The following is a 21,507-nucleotide window of genomic DNA, read 5'->3' as shown; positions in this document are numbered from 1 at the left end:
CGCCGTCGCGGGTTGTCACGGGAACAGGGCCTGGATGCTGATGACGGACGCCGCGCGCGCCCAGTCCTCCCAGGCGAGGGGCCGCAGGGTCAGCGGGCACTTCGCGGCCGCCTTGAAGCAGTGCGCGGCGTACGCGTCCTTGATGTGGACGCCGAAGAGGTCGTACGTGTCGAGCCCTTCCCCGGTGACGACGACCCGTTCGGGTCCCAGGAGGCTGACGAGCGTGGCGATTCCGACGCCGATGGCCCGTCCCGCCCGGGTGAAGGCCTCCCGGGCGGAGGGGTCGCCGTCGCGGGCGAGCCGGACCGTGCCGTCGAAGTCGAGGTCCGTGCGGCCGGTGGCCCGGCGCACGGAGGCGAGGATGGCGTCGCTGGACGCGATCGCCTCGACGCAGCCGACCGAGCCGCAGTGGCAGCGCGGGCCGGCCGGGTCGACGCTGAGGTGGCCCATCTCGCCGGCCACGCCGTAGGCGCCGTCGACCAGTTGGCCGTTGACGACGATGCCGGAGCCGATGCCCGCGCCGATGGTGACCAGCGCGAAGTACCCGGTGCCGATGCCGTCGCCGAACCAGTGCTCGGCGACGGTCAGGGCCTTGACGTCGTTGGCGATGGTGACGCTCAGGCCGGTGGCGTGGGCCACGGTCTCGGCGAGCGGCACGTCGCGCCAGCCGGGGAGCACCGAGTAGCGCACCCGCCCGCCGGGCCGGTCCACGTCGCCGGAGACGGCGATGCCCATGCGGCGGGTACGGTCCCGGAACTCCGGCTGCATGTCGAGGAGTTCCTCGACGAGGTCGGCGATCAGGGCGCAGACCGCCGCCGGTCCGCGGTCGGCCAGGGGGCGGCTCGCGTGGACGCGGGGCCGGGACCGCAGGTCGCACACGGTGCCGTACAGATGGTCGGCGCTGATCTTCACTCCGACGAAGAACTCCCGGTCGGGGGTGACGGACAGCGGGTTCACCGGGCGTCCGGCCCCTGGGGCGGTTCGTTCCGGGGGGAGTTCGTGCAGGTAGCCGTCGTCGAGCAGCGGCCGGGCGGCCTTGGTCACCGCGGTCGACGACAGCCCGGTGCGGCGGGCCAGTTCGACCCGGCTCAGCGGGCTCTCGGCCAACAGCAGGCTCAGGATGGCGGTTTCGGCCGGGGCGGTGACCAACGGCCTTGTCTGGTTCGGAAACACGGCGGCAACGTACCGGTAAATAAATAAGTTCGTCCAGTATTGATTTTCACGAACCGTCAGCCCTACTGTCGGGTCACTTACGCGCCCGGTTCGGCGTCGCAGCCACCCGAACCCCCCTATGGCGTACCGCATTTGACGCGCCACGCTCCCGCACCCGACCTCCCCTGGGACCACCCGTGCCTCGAACGACCTCGCCCGTCTCCTTCGACCGCGCCCTCGGACTCGCGGTCCTCCGGACCCCCCGCTCCTCGTACGCCGTGCGCGTCGGATCCGACGGCAGTCCCCGGCACCTGTACTGGGGACCCGCCCTGGACACCGAGGAGATCCGCGTGCTGCCCGGCGCGGCCTCCCCCGCGGACAGCAGCTTCGAGGCCGACGCCGCGCCGGACGAACTGGCCCCCCAGACCGGGGCGCGGTTCGGTCCCGCGGGCCTCCAGGTCCGCTTCGCCGACGGGACGAGGGGTGCCCAGTGGCACCTGGCCGGCCACCACGTCGACGGCGGTGAGCTGCGCCTTCGCCTGACCGACCGGCACTACCCGCTGGCCGCCGAGCTCTGCTACCGGGTCCGCACCGACAGCGACGTCGTCGAACGGTGGACGGAGATCACCCACACCGGGCCCGAGGGTTCCGGACCGATCACGGTCGACCGGTGCGACTCCGCCTCATGGACGGCCCCCGCCCTCCCCGACTACCGGCTCAGCCACCTCGTCGGGGGCTGGAACAGCGAGTTCCAGCTGCGCCGCGACCGCCTCCCGGTCGCCGAGACCGTCCTCACCAGCCGCCGCGGCCTCACCAGCCACCACGCCAACCCGTGGCTCGCCGTCGACGACGGCACCGCGAGCGAGGAGTCCGGCGAGGTCTGGAGCACCGCCCTCGCCTGGAGCGGGAGTTGGCGGGTCACCGTGCACCGGGACCCGGTCGGCCGCGCCACCTGGACCGGAGGCTTCGGACACGAGGGCGTCAGCTGGACGCTCGTCCCGGGCGAGACCCTGCGCACCCCGGTCTTCGCGGGCCTGTACACCGACGGCGGCTTCGGCGCCGCGAGCCGCGCCTGGCACACGTACCTCCGTACCCACGTCCTGCCCGCGCCCGACCGTGACCGGCCCGTCCTCTACAACTCCTGGGAGGCCACCGGATTCGCCGTCGACCACCCCGGGCAGCTGCGCCTGGCCGGCCTCGCCGCCCGGCTGGGAGCGGAGCTCTTCGTCGTGGACGACGGCTGGTTCGGCGCGCGCACCAGCGACCGGGCGGGCCTCGGCGACTGGACGCCCCGGCCCGCCGCCTTCCCCGACGGCCTGCGGCCGCTCGCCGACGAGGTGCGCCGCCTGGGCATGGAGTTCGGGCTGTGGGTCGAGCCGGAGATGGTCAACCGCGACAGCGACCTCTACCGCGCCCACCCCGACTGGGTCGTCCACACCCCCACACGGGACGCCACCGAGCTCCGCAACCAGCTGATGCTCGACTTCGGCCGCCCCGAGGTGGAGGCGTGGGCGCTGAAGACCCTGGACCGGCTGGTCCGCGACCACACGGTCGACTGGCTCAAGTGGGACGCCAACCGGGTCGTCACCGAGGCCGGCCGGCCGGGACACCCCGACCCCGACCGGCTGTGGATCGACCACACCCGCGCCGTGTACCGCGTCATGGACCGCCTGCGCGCCGACCATCCCGGACTCCGGATCGAGGCCTGCGCGGGCGGCGGCGGGCGCGTCGACCTCGGCGTCCTCGCCCGCACCGACCAGGCCTGGACCTCGGACAACACCGACCCCGTCGACCGGATCGGCATCCAGCACGGCTACAGCCAGCTGTTCCCCGCGCAGTCCATGGCCGCCTGGGTCACCGACAGCCCCAACGTCACCACGGGCCGCACCACCCCGCTGCGCTTCCGCTTCCACGTGGCGATGGCCGGGGCGCTCGGACTCGGCGGGAACCTCACCCACTGGCCGGAGGAGGACCTGACCGAAGCGGCGGCACTGGTCGCCCGCTACAAGGAGATCCGCCCCCTCGTCCAGCACGGACACCAGCACCGCCTGACCGGCCCCGGCGGCGTGACCGCCGTCCATTACGCCTCCGAGGACGGCACCGAACACGCCGTACTCGCCTGGCGCCCCACCACGCGCTTCGGCCACGCGCCCACGCCACTCCCCCTGCCGGCCCTGACCCCCGAGGCCCACTACCGGGACCTGGACGAGGACACCACCCACAGCGGCACCGCCCTGACCCGCCGAGGCCTCGACCTGAACCTGCCCCCCGGCGACTACGCCAGCCGACTCGTCCGGCTGCGCCGGACGACCTGAGAAGAGCGGGGCTCCGGCCACCGGCCGGAGCCCGGGAGACCGGAGCCCGGGAGACCGGAGCCCGGCGCGGACTCGTCCTACTTGGCCGGCTCCCGGATCGCCACGCACTCCACGTGGTGCGTCACAAGAAACAGATCTATGCAAAACAGGTCGAAGAAAACCGCAGGCAGGCTGCCCGCATGACGCAAATCGGACGCAAGATCAATGTGCATGATGGGCACTGCGGGCACTACGTGCGGACGTTCGACGCACACCCAGCGCCCCAGCGGCCCGGACGCCCGCCCCTGACAGGGGATCTCACTCTGGCGTCGGCCGGTCGGCGCGAGCGGAACAAGCAGGTCAAGCTCGACCGCATCTCCGCCGCGGCCTGTGAGCTGTTTGCCGATCGCGGCGTCGACGAGGTCTTCACCCAGCAGATCGCCGACGAGGCCGACATCGGCACTGGCACGTTGTTCCTGTCTGCCAAGACCAAGGGCGCTCCTGCTGCTCATTCAGAACTCTCTGCACACCGAAGCTCTGGCGCAAGGCCGGGCGGACGCCGAGAATGCCCCCCGACGCTCTGGGTGCGGTGATGGCGATCGCCCAACGGGTCGTCACACGCAACCGGGCCCATGTCGGCAACGGGTGCGTCTGCCTGCGCGAGATGGTCTTCGGCGACCCCACTGAGCCCCGTCACCAGCAGGCCCTGGCCATCACCGCGCGCACCGAGGAGGCCGTCGCCCACATGGGCCGCACCGGGCGGCTCAACGAGAGCGATGTCGCGACGCTGGCGCGCGTCGTGTCCGCCGTACTCTTCCTCGCGAGGGCCGCGAGCGTGAACGCGACCGCGAGCGTCGACGAGATCCCGCGTGACATCCGAGACCAGCCGACGGTCGTACTGCCGCGCTGACGTCGGTGACGCCCCGGCTGGCAGCGCTATCACCGATGGGGGGCGATCGCAGCCCCCTCGCGGGCGCCCGCGGTGGTTCGACGGTGGGTGCGACCGGCGCGCACGCGCCGCGCGGTGCCAGGGGCCTTGGCCCCGGTCAGCCGGCTTCCGTCAGGGCCGCGTGCGCGGCGGTGAGGATCTCCTCGGAGAGTGGGGAACCCGCGGTGGCCCGGGACAGCACCAGCGCACCGAACAAGGTACACAGCCGGGCGATGCCGTCCTCGCCCTCCCCGGCGGCCCCGACCGGGGCGAGGAACGCGGCAAAGTCGGCCACCCCCTCGGTGTAGGTGCGACGGGCCTCGCAGCCCTCATCCCCGCGTGCGACGTCGACGGCGAGGGCCGCGACCGGGCAGCCGCCCGCCGGGTCGTCACGGTGCTCGACGGAGAGGTAGGCGTCGATCAGGGCCCGCTGAGCGGTATCCCGCTGCCCGTCGTACTGCTCGAGCCCGGCCGTATGACGCCGGGCGAGCTCAGCGAAGGCGTGGGCGGTCGCCTCGTCGACGAGCGCCTCCTTGGAGGCGAACTGCTTGTAGAAGCCGCCGTGGGTCAGCCCGGCCGCCTTCATGAGGTCGGCGACGCTCACCTGGGTGCCCTGCTCCCGGAACAGCCGGGAGGCGGTGTCCACCACCCGCCTGCGGTTCTCCTGCGCCTGCGCCTGCGATACGCGGCCCATGGCCACCTCCCATTTGGATGTCGACTGGCATCTATCGTATCCCCATGTTTAGATTGGATGCGTAATCTAAACATGGGGCGTGCGACTCGACGGCGCCCGCCGAAGACCAGGAGCAGGCATGGAACTGAAGAACGCGGTCGCGGTCGTCACCGGCGCCAACCGGGGCCTCGGACGGCACCTGGCCGCCCAGCTCGTGGAGCGCGGCGCGAAGGTGTACGCGGCGGCCCGCCGCCCCGAGACGGTCGACGTGCCGGGCACCGTCCCGCTGCGCCTCGACGTGACGGACGAGGCGTCGATTCGGGAGGCCGCCCGCATCGCGTCGGATGCGACCCTGCTGATCAACAACGCGGGCATCTCCACCGGCGCGACGCTGATCGAAGGCGACACCAATGAGGTGCGCCGGGAGATGGAGACCAACTTCTACGGCCCGCTCGCCGCGACCCGCGCCTTCGCCCCCGTCATCGAGGGCAACGGCGGCGGCGCCGTACTCAACGTCCTGTCCGCCCTGTCCTGGTTCCACCCCGCCGCCCTCGGCTCCTACGCCGCATCCAAGGCCGCCGCCTGGGCACTGAGTGACGCGACCCGCGACGAGCTGGCGCCCCGGGGCATCGCCGTCTCGGCGCTGCACGTCGGCTACATGGACACCGACATGGCCGCCGGCGTGCCCGCCGACCAGAAGGTCGCCGCCGCCGACGTCGCGGCCCAGGCCCTGTACGGCATCGAGACGGGCCTGCCCGAGATCCTCGCCGACGAGACAAGCCGGTACGTCAAGCAGAGCCTGTCCGCGGCACCCCAGCCGAGCGCAGGCTGACGCTCACCCCGCCACCGCGGCGCGCCCCCTTCCCGCCCCTCGTGCAAGGACCTTTCATGCGTTGTACGACCTTCGGGCGCCGGACCGGACTGCGCGTGTCCGAGTACGCGCTCGGCACCGCGAACTTCGGCACCGGCTGGGGCGCGGGCGCCGAGCCGGACGAGGCACGCCGGATCTTCGACCGGTTCGCCGAGGCCGGCGGCACCTTCCTCGACAGCGCGGACGGCTACCAGTTCGGCGAGTCGGAGGAACTGACCGGAAAGCTGATCTCCGCCGACCGCGACCACTTCGTCCTGGCCACCAAGTTCGCCCTGGGCTCCGCTCCGCAGCCGGACATCTCCAAGACGGGCAACAGCCGCAAGAACATGGTCGCCTCGGTGGAGGCCAGCCTGAAGCGCCTGGGCACCGACCACATCGACCTGCTGTGGGTGTACTGCACTGACGAGCTCACTCCGATGACCGACGCGCAGTACACCCGACTGGCCGAGGTCAGCGCGGTGCCGCTCGGCGCGCCCCATGACGGGATCGGTGCCTCCCTGCACCGCCTCCAGGGAGGCGCAGCCGACCGCGTCACCGCCCCTGTCGTGCCGGTGGCCTGACGGGTGAACGCGGCTGAGGACGCGGTGCGCCCAGCCGCAGCCAGGAAACAACACAAGCTATCTCGTACCGGGAGAAGCCCGGGATGAGCACAGACCCCGCCCCCTTCCACGAACGGGACGCGGAACGGAGACGACGATGAGGGCCTTCACGGTCGAGAAGTACGGTGACGCGACCGGGATGCGCGCCGCCGAGATGCCCGACCCCCAGGTGGGCGCCGACGACGTCCTGGTCAAGATCCACGCAGCGAGCGTCAACCCGCTGGACATGAAGATCCGCAACGGTGACCTCAAGGCGATCCTGCCCTACCGTCTCCCGCTCGTCCTGGGCAACGACCTCGCCGGGACCGTCGTCCGCGTCGGATCATCCGTCGATCGCTTCGCCGTGGGCGACGAGGTCTGGGCGCGGCCCGACAAGGACCGCATCGGCACCTTCGCCGAACTCCTCGCCGTCCACCAGGACGACCTGGCGCCCAAGCCCGCCACGCTCACCATGACCGAGGCCGCCTCCCTCCCCCTGGTCGCGCTGACCGCCTGGCAGGCCCTGGTCGAGCGGGCGAACGTCCAGCCGGGCCAGAAGGTCCTCGTCCACGCGGGCGCCGGCGGCCTGGGATCCATCACCATCCAACTGGCCAAGGCGCTGGGCGCGCACGTGGCCACCACCGCGAGCACCGCCAAGGTCGGCCTCGTCAAGGAACTCGGCGCGGACGAAGTCATCGACTACCGCACGCAGAACTTCGAGGAGATCCTCGACGGCTACGACGTCGTCCTGGACTCCCTCGGCGGCGAGAACCTCGCCAAGTCCCTGCGCATCCTCAAGCCCGGCGGCCTGGCCATCTCCGTCGCGGGCCCGCCCGACCCGGCCACCGCCCGCGAACTCGGCTCGAACCCGGTCCTGCGTCTGGCCATCACCGCCCTCAGCGCCAAGACCCGGCGCCAGGCGAAGCGTCTCGGTGTGACGTACTCCTTCCTGTTCATGAAGGCCAGCGGTGACCAACTGCGCGAACTCACCCCCCTCATCGACACCGGGAAGATCCGCCCCGTCGTCGACACCGTCTTCCCGTTCGACGACACCCTCCACGCCATGGAGTACGTCGAAAAGGGCCGGGCGAAGGCCGGCAAGGTCGTCGTCTCCATGACGTAGGTCGGCAGGGCCGTCATCAGCCCCAGCGGACCCGCCACCACCCCGCGGCGGGCGACCGGAAACACACCGGGAGAAACCACCATGAGCAGCACCGGCACCCCGAACGAACCCGTCATCACCTCGTACGCCCACGCCCCGACCCGCACCATCACCGCCGGCGGCGTCACCTACGCCTACCGCGAGCTGGGACCCGAGGGCGGCATCCCCGTCGTGCTCTTCGTGCACCTCGCCGCGACCCTGGACAACTGGGACCCGCGCATCATCGACCCCATCGCGAAGGGCCGTCACGTCATCGCCTTCGACCAGCGCGGTGTCGGGGCCTCCACGGGCCAGGTGCCGGACAGCATCGAGGCGATGGCTGATGACGCCTACACCTTCATCACGGCGCTCGGCTTCGACAAGATCGACATCTTCTCGTTCTCCCTCGGTGGCATGATCGCCCAGGCCCTGGTGGTGAAGCACCCCGAGCTCGTCCGCAAACTCGTCCTCACCGGCACAGGCCCCAAGGGCGGCAAGGACATCGACAAGGTCGCCGCCATCACGTACTGGGACATGCTGCGCGCCACCCTGACCCGGTCGGACCCCAAGGAATTCCTATTCTTCAACCGCAACACCCCCGGCAAGCTCGCCGCACGCGCCTTCATCAACCGGCTCGAGGAACGCACTGCCGACCGCGATGCGAAGATCAAGATCAAAGCGTTCCAAAAGCAGCTGAAGGCGATCAAGAAATGGGGGCGCTCCACCCCCGACGACCTGTCGCAGCTCGCCCAGCCCACCCTGATCGCCAATGGCGACAACGACCGCATGGTGCCCTCGGTCCTCTCCGAGGACCTGCACCGACGCATCTAGGGCAGCGAGCTGATCATCTACCCCGACTCCGGCCACGGCGGCATCTTCCAGCACCACCAGCAGTTCGCTCCCCTCGCGGTCGAGTTCCTCGCCCGTTGATCTCTGACGAACTCCACCACTGCACGTTCGGCGACCAGAAAGAGAAGAGCAGCACCATGAGCGCCTCACTGTCCGCCGCTCAGCTGGGCGTGGAGAAGAATCACCTCACTTCCTCGATCCTGCTCTGGGTACGCGCCGACTAAGCAGACGAAGCCGGCCCACGCCGACGAGATCAACGTGTTCCGCCGCACCCTGCTCTACGCCGGCCCGCCGAACTCCTCCCGCTGGTACGACGTCGCCGGCCCCGACGAGGCGGTCGGTGCCCGCACCCTGATCCACCTGCGCCGCAGAGACGGGGTCGGCGCAATCGAGTTCCGGAAGTTCGTCAACCAGCAACTCGTTCCCGCACTCGCCGACGCCGCAGCGTTGAAGGAACTGCGCACGCAGACGTGCCCGCCCTGGAGCGAAAAGCTCTGGGACACCCCGAACGTCGCCCACGACAACCCCCTGATCAGCGAGTTCATGCCTCCCTCGTGCTCGGGTTCAGCGACAGCGCAGCAAGGGGCGCGTTCTTCACCGGCAACGCGATCGAGGGCCTGACCACCAGCTGGCACCGCTCGCCTCCGCGATCCACGCATACGACGTCGCCGCCACCTTGACCTTCGTCAAGAACGGCGACACCCTTCCGCGCTACCAGGAGTGAACGGCCGGCCAGAGCATGGAGCAGATCCGACGGACCGGCTGAGCAATCACTCCACCTCCCTGACCGGGCGCTACCCGGTGCTCGGGAACATGGCTTGTCTCGAATGACGCCCGCTGCCAGCTGGGGTGGATGTGGTCGGCGAAGATGGGACGGAACGCCTTGGGCTCGGCAACGGGTGCGATGAGGCGGGCCGGCGTTCCGCGTACCGACGGACCATCCACGTTCCGACCGTCGTTCGTCGCGTCAGGCGGTGCGCGGCATTCTCAAGGGGGCTCCCGCGGAGTGGAGGCTGGCGAGGGTCTGGCGGTAGGAGTCGGCCAGGCTGGTCTCCAGGTAGCTGACCCCGATCTCCTGGCAGTACCTGCGGACGATGGTCTGGGCCCCGCGCAGATGCGGGCTGGGCATGCTCGGGAAGAGATGGTGCTCGATCTGGTAGTTGAGACCGCCGAGGACAATGTCGGTGACCCGGCCTCCGCGCACGTTGCGGGAGGTCAGGACCTGACGCCTCAGGAAGTCGGGGCGGTCGGCGCCTCGCAGGATCGGCATGCCCTTGTGGTTCGGGGCGAAGATCGAGCCGAGGTAGACGCCGAAGAGGCATTGGTGGACGAGGAGGAACACGACCGCCTTACCGGGCGGCAGCACCAGGAACAGTGCGCCGAGGTAGGCAGCGAAATGCGTGGCGAGCAGAGCTCCCTCCCACGTGCGGTGCTTGAGCGAGCGGTCGATCAGTGATCGCACCCCGGACACGTGCAGGTTGAACCCCTCCAGCGTGAGCAGGGGGAAGAAGAGGAACGCCTGCGAGCGGCCGAGCAGCCGCGGCAGTCCCCTGGCCGCACGGGCCTGGTCCTGCGTCCAGACGAGGATGTCCGGGTCGAGATCGGGGTCAAGGTCCTCGTGGTTGGGGTTGGCGTGGTGGCGGGTGTGCTTGTCTTGCCACCAGCCGTATCCCATGCCGATGCCGAGGTTTCCGGCGACGCGCCCGGACACCTCGCTGGCCTTGCGCAGCCGGAAGACCTGCCGGTGGGCGAGGTCGTGCGCGAGCAGAGCCACCTGTCCGAACACGAAGGCGAGGAAACCAGCTGTCAGCAGCGTCCACCACGTATCACCGATCAGGACGAAGGTCGTCCATCCGGCGGCGTACAGGGCCGTCACGACCGTGATGCGCAGGGTGTAGTAGCCGGGGCGCCGGTCCATCAGGCCGGCCTCCTGGATCTTCCGGGAGAGCCGGGCGAAGTCGCTTGCCCTACTCGCCCGCCCGGGAGGGGGACGCACCGTCTGTGAGGAGTTCATGATCAGAAGTCGCTTTCCGTGATCGTCAGGTGGCTCGGCATGTCGCATGCCCTGTCAGGCTTCACTCAGGACGTGGGTGAACTCCCAGCACTGCCCCTACCCGGAATCCCGGGATTGACGTACGGCTCGGGGACCGGCGCTTGTCTGGAAGGGCACGTTCCCTCTGTACAGCGAGCCGCGCAAGACACACGCTGCCAGCGGCTCCTGGCCGCTACGGCTTGGAAGCCCTCGGGCTGACACTGACACGCGGAATCAGGTCACCGACGAGGTCATGACACCGCACCACGGTCCCAGATGATGCGGCATGACCGTGGCGAAACGGGGACGGTACACGTCCGCACACCCCGTCACCAGAAGGGCTCCTCCAAGCGGGAACGGACCCGCCGAGGCACGGCGGGGCGCGCACCGTCTCAGGCCGCGGCCGGCGGGTCGGCCTCTTGGGCGGCGCGGCGGTATTCGGCGTTGATGCGCTGCGCCTCTTCGAGCTGGTCTTCGAGGACGATGATCCGGCAGGCGGCCTCGATGGGAGTGCCCTGGTCGACGAGTTCGCGGGCGCGGGCGGCGATGCGCAGTTGGTAGCGGGAGTAGCGGCGGTGGCCGCCCTCGGAGCGCAGCGGGGTGATCAGACGGGCCTCGCCGATGGCCCGGAGGAAGCCCTGGGTGGTGCCGAGCATCTCGGCGGCCCGGCCCATCGTGTAGGCAGGGTAGTCGTCGTCGTCGAGACGGCCGTACGAGTCGTCTGCTGTCATCTGCACCTCTCTCGGGAACGCGTAGAGGGGCCCTGGTGCCGTACTGGCACCAGGGCCCCGAAGGAACTTCTACACCACGTGCCGACCCTGTTACCGCGCCGGCCTTCTGTGTCCGCCTGCCCGACCCAGTCGCTGTCGGGAGTGCGGGGATCGCGGTTGCTTGACCGGAGACCACCTCACTGTCGATGTCCTGCGGTACCCGGACTCGAGACTTCCGTCCGGGCGATCCTGATGGTGCTTCGTTCCTCCGTTCTTCCCTCGGTGATCAACTTCCTACCATCGGGGTACTGCGGGTGATGCGTACTGCTGAGCGACCTGCGACAGCGTCACTCTTCGGCAGCCAGCCCCGTTGCCCGTCCTGCGTCTTCCCTGGCTTAGAACCCCACTGCCGAACTTCCCGGTGCGCGCGTCCGCAGCCGACGCCTTCACCGGGGGTACCGCTCACTGACTGCTGGGTACTGCGCACTGCACTCACGGGTACCGCACCTGCCATGACCGCGGTCCCGCTGCGGCGGCCCCTGATCACTGCGGGCCACCCGGTCCGGCCGTCAGTCCCGTCGCCGTCCTGCAACATCCCTGGCTTCGGAACTCCACCGCCGCACCGTCCTGCGAACTGCAACTACCTGTACTGCTGGTACCGCGTGCCGGCAGTTCGTCTCTGCCAGGCCCTGCTATCTCTCTGGGCTACGAGAGAAACCATAACCACGCCACCACTCAATGTCTACTCCGGCCGACATAGATTTTCGCGTGTCCGGTGGAGAGGTAATCGACCTCGAACAGTGAGGCGAGTGGGGGCACAGCGGGGTCGCGCTGGGTTAACCGCCGCTTGTCGGGGCACATGCGGCGGACGGGGAGAATCAAGCATGGGCGATCCTGAGACCAGGGGGACCTGAGGGAGACGATGAGCGTCGCCGTCGCGACCGACCGCCCTGCAGGTTCCGTTGCCGTTGCACGCGACAGCGCCCGGTCCTTCCTCGAAGGGCTCGTGCCGGCGCGCGCATCCGAGGCCGCCGACACCGTGGTCCTGGTGGTCTCGGAGCTCGTCACCAACGCCCTGCGCCACGGCGGCGGCACCTGCACCCTGGACCTGACCGCGCACCCGAACAGCATCGAGGTGGCCGTGCACGACCACAGTCCCCGTGCCCCGCGCATGCGCACCCCCGACGTCGGCGCCGGAGGCTTCGGCTGGCCCCTGGTCAACCGACTCGCCGCGTCGACCGCGGTCACCCGGCGAGCCTCTGGTGGGAAGACGGTGTCTGCCCTTCTCATGCGGTAGCAGGACGGGGTGAGGGGACGGGACGACCCGTGAAGAGGATCGACTTCCATGACGAAGCTTGACGATCTGCGTGTCGGCGGGGCCGCGCTGATGGAGTCCGGGCAGAGCGATCAGATGTCCCTGACCGTGGTCACCCGTGGCGCTGTCATCACTTGTCGGCCGGCCCCCGAGGCGGTGTGGAGGCAGCGGGTGTCAGAGGTCCTGGCGGGCTCAGCCGCTTGGGAGGCTTCTCCGCCGTCTTCGCCGCCACGACGCGGGGGCCCCGCCCGCCCATCTGCACTTCCACATGGCGCGGATCCTTCAGGGCACGGTGGGGATATCGGAGACAGGCGGGATGTACCGCGTCTCGATCGCGGACGTCAACGCTTGGACCGTGGGCGACTTCAGCTACTCCGATCATTGACCTCGCGCCGGTGGGGAAACCGACCCACCGATACGCGAGAGGGCCCGACCGGCGTGTGCCGGTCGGGCCCTCTTGGCTGTTCGGGCGTCAGCTCACGTCCGCCCGTGGGTGACGGTCAGGCCGCCACGGGGGTGCCGAGCAGCGCGGAGCCGTGCCGGACCGGGTCGAGCCCGCGGACGGGCGCGGTGGCCCGGGGAAGGGTGCGGCAGGTGAAGCCGAGCTTGGCCATGGCCCGGAGGACCTCGCCGACGCTGAAGTCGCGGCGGTCCTGACGGGCGATGACACAGCGCATGATGCCTCACAGGGAGAAGAAAGGGATGGTTCCGCCGTGGTGACGCGGTTCACGCAAGAACGAGGGCGGGCGCGGGGACGCCAGGGGTGCCGTCCTGTTCACCCGCGCCGGACGGGGTGACGTGGCGCTCAGGCCGCCGCGTCAACAGCGGAACGCCGCGCGCCGGCACGCCTCGCCGCCGCGGCGGGGCCGCGCCGACCGCGGGTGGTCGTGCCGCGCTTGCGCGGCTCGGGCGCCGGCGCGGTGATCGTCACCGGGATGCCGGAAGGGGTCCGGGCACCGGTGATCCGGTGCAGCGCCTCCTCGCCGGAGCGGACCTGGGTGGTCTGGGGCACGATGCCGGCGGCCGTCATGAGGCGGGTCATGTCGCGGCGCTGACCGGGGGTCACGGGGGTGACGACGCTGCCGGACTCGCCGGCCCGCGCGGTACGGCCGCCGCGGTGGAGGTAGTCCTTGTGGTCGGTCGGCGGATCGACGTTGACGACGAGGTCGAGGTTGTCGACGTGGATGCCGCGCGCGGCGACGTTCGTCGCGACGAGGACGGTGACGTGCCCCGCCTTGAACTGCGCCAGGGTGCGGGTGCGCTGCGGCTGGGAGCGCCCGCCGTGCAGGGCGGCGGCCCGCACACCACTGTCGAGGAGGTCCTGGGTGAGGCGGTCCACGGCGTGCTTGGTGTCCAGGAACATGATCACCCGGCCGTCGCGGGCGGCGATCTGCGTCGTCGTCCGGTGCTTGTCGGCGCCGTGCACGTGCAGGACGTGATGCTCCATCGTGGTGACCGCGCCCTGGGAGGGGTCCACCGAGTGGACGACGGGGTCGGTGAGGTAGCGGCGGACCAGGAGGTCGACGTTGCGGTCCAGGGTCGCGGAGAACAGCATGCGCTGGCCCTCGGGGCGGACCTGGTTCAGGAGCGCGGTGACCTGGGGCATGAAGCCCATGTCGGCCATCTGGTCGGCCTCGTCCAGGACGGTGATGCCGACCTGGTTCAGCCGGCAGTCGCCGCGGTCGATGAGGTCCTTGAGGCGGCCGGGGGTGGCCACGACGACCTCGACGCCGCTGCGCAGCGCGTTCGCCTGCCGGCCGATCGGCATCCCGCCGACGACGGTGGCCAGGCGCAGCTTCACGGCGCGGGCGTACGGCGTGAGCGCGTCGGTGACCTGCTGCGCGAGTTCCCGGGTGGGGACCAGCACCAATGCCAGCGGCTGACGGGGCTCGGCACGCTGTCCGGCCGTACGGCCGAGGAGGGCCAGGCCGAAGGCGAGGGTCTTGCCCGAGCCGGTCCGGCCGCGGCCGAGGACGTCACGGCCCGCCAGGGAGTTCGGCAGCGTCGCGCCCTGGATGGGGAACGGCACGGACAGGCCCTGCGCGGTGAGCGAGGCCAGGAGCTCCGCCGGCATGTCGAGGTCGGCGAACGCCTCGACGGCGGGCAGCGCCGGAGTGATCGTCTTCGGCGGTGCGAACTCTCCCTGCACTGCGGCGGGACGCCGTCCGTAGCCGCCGGAGCGGCTCGGCGCGAACGAACGGCTCGGCGCGGACGAAGCGAAGCGGCTGCTCCGGGGTGAACCTGCGGTGGAGCCGTATGCGCGGCCGCCGTTGCTGCGGGTGCGGGAGGAACGGCTGTTCGTGCGTGTGGGGTTCATTCAGAACCTTCCTTGATACGGCGCGTATCGAGGAATTCCGGCAGCGAATGAAAAGCGTCGGGAATCACTGGCACGGGCCGAATGAAATGTGAACGCAAGCGGCTTGAACCGGGCCGAAATGGCTGTCGACCCGCAAGCGGGCGAGCGAAAGAAGTGAGGGTGGCGCAGGTGCAGGTAAAAGACCTGCGAAATGCGCGCAGCTGGGGCCCGCACCCCGGAGGATGCGGGCCCCAGCTACGTATTACGCGTCAGCGTCAGGCGGAGACGATGTTCTCGGCCGTCGGGCCCTTCTGACCCTGCGCGATGTCGAAGGTGACCTTCTGGCCCTCCTGGAGCTCGCGGAAGCCCTGGGCGGCGATGTTCGAGAAGTGGGCGAACACGTCAGCGCCGCCACCGTCCTGCTCGATGAAGCCGAATCCCTTTTCCGCGTTGAACCACTTCACGGTGCCAGCAGCCATGTCATTTCTCCTTTGGGCAGTACGACGGAATCCGTACCGTACGGACGCCGTGTCGCCGCGATGATGCCCTGCCCGGAAAATGACCGGAAATACAAAGCGCTTCCGCACGGCATGTGGCCGGCAGGAGGCGCCCGAAGTTTTTGGGTACCAAAACTGCAACTGAGATCGACAGTAGCACGTCGCCGCATCCCGTGTGCGTCGAATATTTCTCCCTGCGCATCGCTGGCAAAAACTCTCTCAGCGACGGTCGTTAAATTCTCAGGCCGCGAGCACAGGTATTTATGCACTCCGAGTGCAGTGCCTCGGAAGCCGCACTTCGCGTACGGGGGCAGGCGCAGCGTGGCGTCGATGTGCAGCAGCCTGTGCAGCTCCTCCATGCCATAGCGGGAGAAGGTCCTGGCGCATCGCTCGGCCAGCGCCCGGCGGATGATGCCGGACGGCTCGACGCCTGGGGTATCGGCGATACCGTTGCGAGCGGCCAGCGTGGCACGGACCCGCTGCAGGCATCGAGCGGCACGCCAGAAGCTCATCCACTGTGCAGCCGCCATGGAAGAAACCCGCGTCCAGTACGCCCAGGCGTACCGCGTCCGGCACTTCGAGGCGCGGGATGCGGCATGGCGTCACGCCGCCCGACTGACCGAATACGTGAGCGCCGTACGCACCCGAGTCGAGGCCAGCCCCGCAGGTCAGGCCAGGACCGAAGCCGAAGGATGGATCGACTGGGCGGCAGCCCGCGTGGAGCGCCTCGACCCCCTGAACGCACCGCCCCGGCTGCTGACATCCCCGAACCGCGAGCCGACGACCTCAGGCCCATTCTCGGGCGCTGGGGCCCCTACGGCCCCTGACACCACACACACCGGGCACCACACCTAGCGCCACGGAACGTCACTACCGAGAAGCGGATGGGGCAGGGACAGCTCGGCAGCCGATGCCCCAGCCACCTCAACGTGCCTACGGCCACACAGCTGAGGACTCCATTCGGCGGTCGCCATTCATGCATGGCGACCCATCAGAAACAGCGCCGTCCGTGCGTCAAACGTGCGTCACGTGCGTCACGTGCGTCAGATATGCGTCAAGATATCGCCCGTAACGCACGTAGCGCCCATAATGCACACTCAACAAACCCGCAGTTCAGCGGCCCTTTTCAGCAGGCTCAAGGATCGCGACGCACTCCACATGGTGCGTCATCGGGAAGAGGTCGAAGGCGCGGAGCGTGCGGACGCGGTAGCCGCGTTCCATGAAGTAGGAGAGGTCGCGGGCCAGGGCGGCCGGGTCGCAGGCCACGTAGGCGATGCGGCGGGCGCCGAGGGCGGCCAGGTGGTGGACGGTCTGCTTGCCGGCGCCGGCGCGCGGGGGGTCGAGGACGATCAGGTCGACCTCGGTGATGCCGGTGCGCGGGAGGACCTGCTCGACCTTGCCCTGTTCGATGCGGACGCGCGGGAAGTCGGCCAGGTTGTGGCGGGCGTCCTCGACGGCGCGCTTGCCGGACTCGATGCCGAGGACCGCGCCCTGGTCGCCGACGCGGTCGGCGAGGGCGCCCGCGAAGAGGCCGACGCCGCAGTAGAGGTCGAGGGCGGTCTCGCCCTTGCGGGGGGTGAGGCCCTGCATGACGGCGAGCATGAGGGTCTGGGCGGCCTTCGGGTGGACCTGCCAGAAGCCGCCGCTGCCGACGCGGTGGGTGCGCTCGTCGGCGCGCTCGCGGACGAAGGCGCGGCCGTGGACGCGGTGGACGCCGCCGTCCTTCTCGTCGACGCGCATCACCGAGACCGGCTTGTCGAGCTCGACGAGGGGCAGGCGGGCGCCGGGGCGGGGGGTGAGGATGACCTGGCGGTCGCTGGAGCCGGAGGCCGCGATGGCCTCGACGGATTCCATGCCTTCCCAGGTGCGCTTCTCGATGCCGAGTTCGGAGACGCCCGCCGCCGCGATCATGCAGTGGTCGACGACCTCGACCTCGTGCGAGCGGTGGCGGCGCAGGCCCGCGTGGCCCTCCGCGTCGATCGCGTACTGGACGCGGGTGCGCCACTGGGGGACCTCGCCCGCCGGGAGCTTGTCGCCCTCGGCCGGCATGACGGTGCCGTCCCAGCCCGCCTCCTCGGGGGTCAGGCCGGCCAGGCGCAGCAGCTGCTCCGCGATGACCTCGCCCTTGAGGCGGCGCTGCGCGCCCGGCTTCGCGTGCTGCCAGTCGCAGCCGCCGCACTTGCCGGGGCCCGCGAAGGGGCAGGGGGCCGGGACGCGGTCCTTGGAGGCGTCCAGGATCTCGACGGCGTCCGCGCGCAGGAAGCGGGACGTCTCCTCGCCCTCCGTGACCCGCACCCGGACCCGCTCGCCCGGCAGCGCGTGGCGGACGAAGAGGACCCGGCCCGCCTCCGTACGGGCGATGCAGTGGCCGCCGTGGGCGACCGGGCCGACCTCGACCTCGTACTCCGCCCCGACCAGAGACGTAACGGGGGTGTTCTGCATGAGTCAGGGCTCCAGAGCGAAAGGGGGCTGCCGTCGTTTTTCCGACGGCAGCCCACCAGTCTAGTTGCTCTTTCCGGCCGTTTCCTTCTGGCCCTTCTCGACCGGGCCGCGGCGCACCGAGCCCGGCGCGTTCCACTCCTGGCGCTTGCGCGCCCGCTTCTTCGCGGCCTCGGAGGACTGGAGCTGGTACGGGACGGACGTGACCATCACGCCGGGCGTGAAGAGCAGGCGGCCCTTGAGGCGGAGCGCCGACTGGTTGTGCAGCAGGTGCTCGTACCAGTGGCCGACGACGTACTCGGGGATGTAGACCGAGACGGCGTCGCGCGGGCTCTCGCGGCGGATGTTCTTCACGTAGTCGATCACCGGGCGGGTGATCTCGCGGTACGGGGAGTCGAGGATCTTGAGCGGTACGTTGATGCCGCGCCGCTCCCACTCCTCCCTGAGCGCCTTCGTCTCGACCGGGTCGACGTTGACGGTCAGCGCCTCCAGCTCGTTCGCGTGCATGAGCTTGGCGTACGCGAGGGCGCGGAGGGTGGGCTTGTGGAGCTTGGAGACGAGGACGATGGAGCGGACCCGGGAGGGGCGCACGTACTCGTCGGGGCGCTCCTCGGCGGCGGCGATCTCGGCCGCGACGGAGTCGTAGTGCTTACGGATCGCGGTCATCGTCCCGTAGAAGATCACCATGCCGAGCAGGGCGACCCAGGCGCCGTGCGTGAACTTGGTGGCGAGGACGACGACGAGGACGAGGCCGGTGAAGAAGGCGCCGAAGGCGTTGATCGCGCGCGAGCGGATCATGTGGCGGCGCTTGGCCGGGTCCCGCTCGCTCTTCAGGTGGCGGTTCCAGTGCCGGACCATGCCGATCTGGCTCAGCGTGAACGAGACGAAGACGCCGACGATGTAGAGCTGGATCAGCTTCGTCGAGTCCGCTCCGTAGATCACCACGAGCAGGGCGGCGGCGCCCGCCAGGAGCACGATGCCGTTGGAGAAGGTGAGGCGGTCGCCGCGGGTGTGCAGCTGGCGCGGCAGGTACCGGTCCTGGGCGAGGATCGAGCCGAGGAGCGGGAAGCCGTTGTACGCGGTGTTGGCGGCCAGGAAGAGGACGAGGGCGGTCGCGGCGGCGAGGACGACGAAGAAGAACGTCCCGTCGCCGAAGACGGCGGCGGCGACCTGGGAGATCACCGGGTCCTGGACGTAGCCCTCGCCGACCGGCACCCCGTTGTGGATGAGGTCTTCGGCGGGCTTCTCGGCCATCCGGACGTCGGTGGCCATGGCCAGGAAGATGATGCCGCAGAACATGGTGACCGCGAGGGCACCCATGAGCGTCAGGGTCGTGGCGGCGTTCTTCGACTTCGGCTTGCGGAAGGCGGGGACGCCGTTGGAGATCGCCTCGACGCCGGTGAGGGCGGCACAGCCGGAGGAGAAGGCGCGGAGCAGGAGGAAGACCAGGGCGAAGCCGGCCAGGCCCTCGTGCTCGGGCTTGATCTCGAAGTCGGCCGTCGGGGCCTTCATCGTCTCGTCGAGGACGAGCCCCTTGTAGGCGCCCCACATGATCATGATGAAGACGCCGGCGACGAAGACGTACGTCGGGATGGCGAAGAGGCTGCCCGACTCCTTCACGCCGCGGAGGTTCATCACGGTGAGGAGCACGATGACGGCGACCGCGCAGGCCACCTTGTGCTCGACGACGAAGGGGACGGCCGAGCCGAGGTTCTCGATGCCCGAGGAGATCGAGACGGCGACGGTGAGGACGTAGTCGACGAGCAGGGCGCTCGCGACGGTGAGTCCGGCCTTCGGCCCGAGGTTGGTGTTGGCGACCTCGTAGTCGCCGCCGCCGCTCGGGTACGCGTGCACGTTCTGGCGGTACGAGGCGACGACCGTGAACATCAGGACGACGACCGCGAGCGCGATCCAGGGGCTGAAGTGGTAGGCCGACAGGCCCGCGACGGAGAGGACCAGGAGGACCTCACCCGGGGCGTACGCCACCGAGGACAGCGGGTCGGAGGCGAAGACGGGGAGGGCGATCCGCTTCGGGAGGAGCGTTTCCCCGAGCTTGTCGCTGCGCAGGGCCCGCCCGATCAGGATCCGTTTGGGCACGTCGGTCAGTTTGGACACGGAGAGGATCGTAAGCGTTCGAAAACCGCCACGCCCACCGGCACCCCCGATCGGCACCGAATCTCCCTGAGTACCACCTCGGATGCGGTCCCCGCCACCGTTGCCGCATAAGCTCGGACCGGGCAACCCGTCAGGGCGTTGCCCGCCGCGGCCCGGGCCGAACGGGCGACGAAAGTTGTGAGCAGCGTGTTTTCGCAGGTCAGCAAGGCGATCAGGAGTGCGGGGTAAGGGGACGTGCACATCGTCATCATGGGCTGCGGGCGAGTGGGAGCCGCTCTCGCGCAGACCCTCGAACAGCAGGGGCACACCGTCGCCGTCATCGACCAGGACCCCACGGCCTTCCGCCGGCTGGGATCGGGTTTCGGCGGGCGTCGGGTCACGGGCGTGGGCTTCGACCAGGACACGCTGCGTGAGGCCGGTATCGAAGAGGCCGGCGCCTTCGCCGCGGTGAGCAGCGGCGACAACTCGAACATCATCGCGGCGCGGGTCGCGCGCGAGATGTTCGGCATCGAGAACGTGGCGGCGCGGATCTACGACCCGCGTCGCGCCGAGGTCTACCAGCGCCTCGGCATCCCGACGGTCGCGACGGTCCGCTGGACCGCCGACCAGATGCTGCGCCGCCTGCTGCCGTCCGGCGCGGAGCCCCTGTGGCGTGACCCGAGCGGCGGCGTGCAGCTCGCCGAGGTGCACACCTCCCCGGCGTGGATCGGCCACAAGGTCAGCCGCCTCCAGGAGGAGACCGGCGTGCGTGTCGCCTTCCTCACCCGGCTGGGCGAAGCGATTCTGCCGACCTCGCAGACGGTGCTCCAGGAAGGCGATCTGGTGCACGTGATGATGCGTACGGACGAGATCGCGAAGGTCGAGGAGGCCTTCGCCGAGGGTCCCGAGGAGGGCGGTCACTGATGCGTGTCGCTATTGCGGGCGCGGGTGCGGTGGGCCGTTCCATCGCGGGCGAGCTCCTGGAGAACGGGCACGAGGTCCTGCTGATCGACAAGGCGCCGACCGCCATCTCGGTGGAGCGGGTGCCGCAGGCGGAGTGGCTGCTCGCCGACGCCTGCGAGATCACGTCCCTCGACGAGGCGGCGCTCCAGCGCTGCAACGTGGTGATCGCGGCGACCGGTGACGACAAGGTGAACCTCGTCGTCTCGCTGCTCGCCAAGACCGAGTACGGCGTGCCGCGGGTCGTCGCCCGGGTGAACAACCCGAAGAACGAGTGGCTCTTCAACGAGGCCTGGGGCGTGGACGTCGCCGTCTCCACCCCGCGCCTGATGTCGGCCCTGGTCGAGGAGGCGGTGAGCGTCGGCGACCTGGTCCGGCTGCTCCGCTTCAGCCACGGTGACGCGAACCTCGTCGAACTGACGCTCCCGCCGGAGTCGGCCGTCGCCGGCACCGCCGTCGGGGACGTGGCCTGGCCGCAGGACACCTCGCTGGTGACGATCATCCGCGGCTCGCGGGTGCTCACGCCGAACGCCGAGGAGACCCTGGAGGCCGGCGACGAGCTCCTCTTCGTGGCCGCGCAGGCCCGCGAGGAGCAGCTGGAGGACCTGCTCCAGGTGCGCCGGGAGCCGACCGACTCGTAGGAGGCGGTGGCGGTACGCGGAAGGGCCCGGGACTCGT

Annotated in this window: 20 protein-coding genes and 2 pseudogenes; 12 read left to right on the top strand and 10 right to left on the bottom strand. The window is 70.1% G+C overall.

From position 1 onward, the window contains the following. Window positions 1–15: 15 nt before the first annotated feature. The gene (locus tag ACFC0Z_RS14995; protein WP_376437114.1) at window positions 16–1,173 is read right to left on the bottom strand and encodes an ROK family protein; all 1,158 of its coding nucleotides are present in this window, start codon (window positions 1,171–1,173) and stop codon (window positions 16–18) included. 176 nt (window positions 1,174–1,349) lie between these two features. On the opposite strand from ACFC0Z_RS14995, the gene ACFC0Z_RS14990 reads away from it, so the two are divergent. The 3 genes from ACFC0Z_RS14990 (at window position 1,350) to ACFC0Z_RS14980 (ending at window position 4,356) form a co-directional block, all read left to right on the top strand. After that, a complete protein-coding gene (locus tag ACFC0Z_RS14990; RefSeq protein WP_376437112.1) occupies window positions 1,350–3,467 on the top strand; it encodes an alpha-galactosidase in 2,118 nt (705 codons plus the stop codon). 179 nt (window positions 3,468–3,646) lie between these two features. Continuing rightward, on the top strand, window positions 3,647–4,039 hold the full coding sequence (locus ACFC0Z_RS14985; protein WP_376437978.1) for a helix-turn-helix domain-containing protein: 393 nt from the start codon (window positions 3,647–3,649) through the stop codon (window positions 4,037–4,039). Then, window positions 4,012–4,356, top strand: a complete 345-nt coding sequence (locus tag ACFC0Z_RS14980) for a hypothetical protein (RefSeq protein WP_376438011.1) — start codon at window positions 4,012–4,014, stop codon at window positions 4,354–4,356. Before ACFC0Z_RS14985 ends, ACFC0Z_RS14980 begins: the two co-directional genes overlap by 28 nt. A 136-nt stretch (window positions 4,357–4,492) precedes the next feature. On the opposite strand, the gene ACFC0Z_RS14975 is transcribed toward ACFC0Z_RS14980, so the two are convergent. Then, on the bottom strand, window positions 4,493–5,068 hold the full coding sequence (locus ACFC0Z_RS14975; RefSeq protein ID WP_161372716.1) for a TetR/AcrR family transcriptional regulator: 576 nt from the start codon (window positions 5,066–5,068) through the stop codon (window positions 4,493–4,495). Between the two features lie 118 nt (window positions 5,069–5,186). Between ACFC0Z_RS14975 and ACFC0Z_RS14970 the strand changes: the two genes are divergently transcribed. From ACFC0Z_RS14970 to ACFC0Z_RS14950, 5 genes are all read left to right on the top strand, one after another. Next, window positions 5,187–5,879 (top strand): SDR family oxidoreductase, encoded by a 693-nt coding sequence (locus ACFC0Z_RS14970; protein WP_376437109.1) that lies wholly within the window; start codon window positions 5,187–5,189, stop codon window positions 5,877–5,879. 56 nt (window positions 5,880–5,935) lie between these two features. After that, window positions 5,936–6,478, top strand: a complete 543-nt coding sequence (locus ACFC0Z_RS14965; protein WP_376437106.1) for an aldo/keto reductase — start codon at window positions 5,936–5,938, stop codon at window positions 6,476–6,478. A gap of 136 nt (window positions 6,479–6,614) precedes the next feature. Continuing rightward, entirely contained in the window at window positions 6,615–7,619 is a 1,005-nt protein-coding gene (locus ACFC0Z_RS14960; RefSeq protein WP_376437103.1) for an NADP-dependent oxidoreductase, read from the top strand. Between the two features lie 81 nt (window positions 7,620–7,700). Beyond that, window positions 7,701–8,468 (top strand): alpha/beta fold hydrolase, encoded by a 768-nt coding sequence (locus ACFC0Z_RS14955; RefSeq protein ID WP_376437100.1) that lies wholly within the window; start codon window positions 7,701–7,703, stop codon window positions 8,466–8,468. Window positions 8,469–8,744: 276 nt separating this feature from the next. Continuing rightward, a complete protein-coding gene (locus tag ACFC0Z_RS14950; protein WP_376437098.1) occupies window positions 8,745–9,107 on the top strand; it encodes a hypothetical protein in 363 nt (120 codons plus the stop codon). 346 nt (window positions 9,108–9,453) lie between these two features. Here ACFC0Z_RS14950 and ACFC0Z_RS14945 read toward each other — a convergent pair whose 3' ends face one another. Together ACFC0Z_RS14945 and ACFC0Z_RS14940 are read right to left on the bottom strand one after the other, a co-directional pair. Beyond that, window positions 9,454–10,500 carry a fatty acid desaturase family protein gene (locus ACFC0Z_RS14945; protein WP_376437095.1) on the bottom strand — a complete coding sequence of 349 codons (1,047 nt, stop codon included), beginning with the start codon at window positions 10,498–10,500 and terminating at the stop codon, window positions 9,454–9,456. 410 nt (window positions 10,501–10,910) lie between these two features. Beyond that, window positions 10,911–11,249 carry a MerR family transcriptional regulator gene (locus ACFC0Z_RS14940; RefSeq protein ID WP_161372727.1) on the bottom strand — a complete coding sequence of 113 codons (339 nt, stop codon included), beginning with the start codon at window positions 11,247–11,249 and terminating at the stop codon, window positions 10,911–10,913. Window positions 11,250–12,150: 901 nt separating this feature from the next. Here ACFC0Z_RS14940 and ACFC0Z_RS14935 point away from each other — a divergent pair. Further along, on the top strand, window positions 12,151–12,525 hold the full coding sequence (locus tag ACFC0Z_RS14935) for an ATP-binding protein (RefSeq protein WP_376437092.1): 375 nt from the start codon (window positions 12,151–12,153) through the stop codon (window positions 12,523–12,525). A 48-nt stretch (window positions 12,526–12,573) separates the two neighbouring features. After that, a pseudogene (locus tag ACFC0Z_RS14930) lies at window positions 12,574–12,928 on the top strand (hypothetical protein). 115 nt (window positions 12,929–13,043) lie between these two features. Here ACFC0Z_RS14930 and ACFC0Z_RS14925 read toward each other — a convergent pair. The 6 genes and pseudogenes from ACFC0Z_RS14925 to ACFC0Z_RS14900 form a co-directional block, all read right to left on the bottom strand. After that, a pseudogene (locus ACFC0Z_RS14925) lies at window positions 13,044–13,211 on the bottom strand (SCO5918 family protein); the annotation flags it as partial. 137 nt (window positions 13,212–13,348) lie between these two features. After that, window positions 13,349–14,860 carry a DEAD/DEAH box helicase gene (locus ACFC0Z_RS14920; protein WP_376437089.1) on the bottom strand — a complete coding sequence of 504 codons (1,512 nt, stop codon included), beginning with the start codon at window positions 14,858–14,860 and terminating at the stop codon, window positions 13,349–13,351. Window positions 14,861–15,114: 254 nt separating this feature from the next. Continuing rightward, window positions 15,115–15,318 carry a cold-shock protein gene (locus ACFC0Z_RS14915; protein ID WP_017237636.1) on the bottom strand — a complete coding sequence of 68 codons (204 nt, stop codon included), beginning with the start codon at window positions 15,316–15,318 and terminating at the stop codon, window positions 15,115–15,117. Further along, window positions 15,300–15,866 (bottom strand): hypothetical protein, encoded by a 567-nt coding sequence (locus ACFC0Z_RS14910; RefSeq protein ID WP_200429644.1) that lies wholly within the window; start codon window positions 15,864–15,866, stop codon window positions 15,300–15,302. The genes ACFC0Z_RS14915 and ACFC0Z_RS14910 overlap by 19 nt, the downstream gene beginning before the upstream one ends. A 583-nt stretch (window positions 15,867–16,449) precedes the next feature. Next, entirely contained in the window at window positions 16,450–17,778 is a 1,329-nt protein-coding gene (locus ACFC0Z_RS14905) for a class I SAM-dependent RNA methyltransferase (RefSeq protein WP_376437084.1), read from the bottom strand. A gap of 60 nt (window positions 17,779–17,838) precedes the next feature. Beyond that, on the bottom strand, window positions 17,839–19,890 hold the full coding sequence (locus ACFC0Z_RS14900; protein ID WP_376437081.1) for an APC family permease: 2,052 nt from the start codon (window positions 19,888–19,890) through the stop codon (window positions 17,839–17,841). A gap of 234 nt (window positions 19,891–20,124) precedes the next feature. On the opposite strand from ACFC0Z_RS14900, the gene ACFC0Z_RS14895 reads away from it, so the two are divergent. Then, window positions 20,125–20,793 (top strand): potassium channel family protein, encoded by a 669-nt coding sequence (locus tag ACFC0Z_RS14895; RefSeq protein WP_376437079.1) that lies wholly within the window; start codon window positions 20,125–20,127, stop codon window positions 20,791–20,793. Further along, the gene (locus tag ACFC0Z_RS14890; protein WP_360812949.1) at window positions 20,793–21,470 is read left to right on the top strand and encodes a TrkA family potassium uptake protein; all 678 of its coding nucleotides are present in this window, start codon (window positions 20,793–20,795) and stop codon (window positions 21,468–21,470) included. The genes ACFC0Z_RS14895 and ACFC0Z_RS14890 overlap by 1 nt, the downstream gene beginning before the upstream one ends. Window positions 21,471–21,507: the final 37 nt, after the last annotated feature.

This window comes from Streptomyces sp. NPDC056144, assembly GCF_042264145.1.
Lineage (GTDB): Bacteria > Actinomycetota > Actinomycetes > Streptomycetales > Streptomycetaceae > Streptomyces.
This window is presented reverse-complemented; position numbering and strand designations above follow the sequence as displayed.

Coding starts and splice junctions, on each gene's coding strand:
- ACFC0Z_RS14985 (WP_376437978.1), top strand. CDS start 3,647: ATGACGCAAATCGGACGCAAGATCAATGTGCATGATGGGCACTGCGGG.
- ACFC0Z_RS14980 (WP_376438011.1), top strand. CDS start 4,012: ATGCCCCCCGACGCTCTGGGTGCGGTGATGGCGATCGCCCAACGGGTC.
- ACFC0Z_RS14975 (WP_161372716.1), bottom strand. CDS start 5,068: ATGGGCCGCGTATCGCAGGCGCAGGCGCAGGAGAACCGCAGGCGGGTG.
- ACFC0Z_RS14970 (WP_376437109.1), top strand. CDS start 5,187: ATGGAACTGAAGAACGCGGTCGCGGTCGTCACCGGCGCCAACCGGGGC.
- ACFC0Z_RS14965 (WP_376437106.1), top strand. CDS start 5,936: ATGCGTTGTACGACCTTCGGGCGCCGGACCGGACTGCGCGTGTCCGAG.
- ACFC0Z_RS14960 (WP_376437103.1), top strand. CDS start 6,615: ATGAGGGCCTTCACGGTCGAGAAGTACGGTGACGCGACCGGGATGCGC.
- ACFC0Z_RS14955 (WP_376437100.1), top strand. CDS start 7,701: ATGAGCAGCACCGGCACCCCGAACGAACCCGTCATCACCTCGTACGCC.
- ACFC0Z_RS14945 (WP_376437095.1), bottom strand. CDS start 10,500: ATGAACTCCTCACAGACGGTGCGTCCCCCTCCCGGGCGGGCGAGTAGG.
- ACFC0Z_RS14940 (WP_161372727.1), bottom strand. CDS start 11,249: ATGACAGCAGACGACTCGTACGGCCGTCTCGACGACGACGACTACCCT.
- ACFC0Z_RS14935 (WP_376437092.1), top strand. CDS start 12,151: ATGAGCGTCGCCGTCGCGACCGACCGCCCTGCAGGTTCCGTTGCCGTT.
- ACFC0Z_RS14920 (WP_376437089.1), bottom strand. CDS start 14,860: ATGAACCCCACACGCACGAACAGCCGTTCCTCCCGCACCCGCAGCAAC.
- ACFC0Z_RS14915 (WP_017237636.1), bottom strand. CDS start 15,318: ATGGCTGCTGGCACCGTGAAGTGGTTCAACGCGGAAAAGGGATTCGGC.
- ACFC0Z_RS14910 (WP_200429644.1), bottom strand. CDS start 15,866: ATGGCGGCTGCACAGTGGATGAGCTTCTGGCGTGCCGCTCGATGCCTG.
- ACFC0Z_RS14905 (WP_376437084.1), bottom strand. CDS start 17,778: ATGCAGAACACCCCCGTTACGTCTCTGGTCGGGGCGGAGTACGAGGTC.
- ACFC0Z_RS14890 (WP_360812949.1), top strand. CDS start 20,793: ATGCGTGTCGCTATTGCGGGCGCGGGTGCGGTGGGCCGTTCCATCGCG.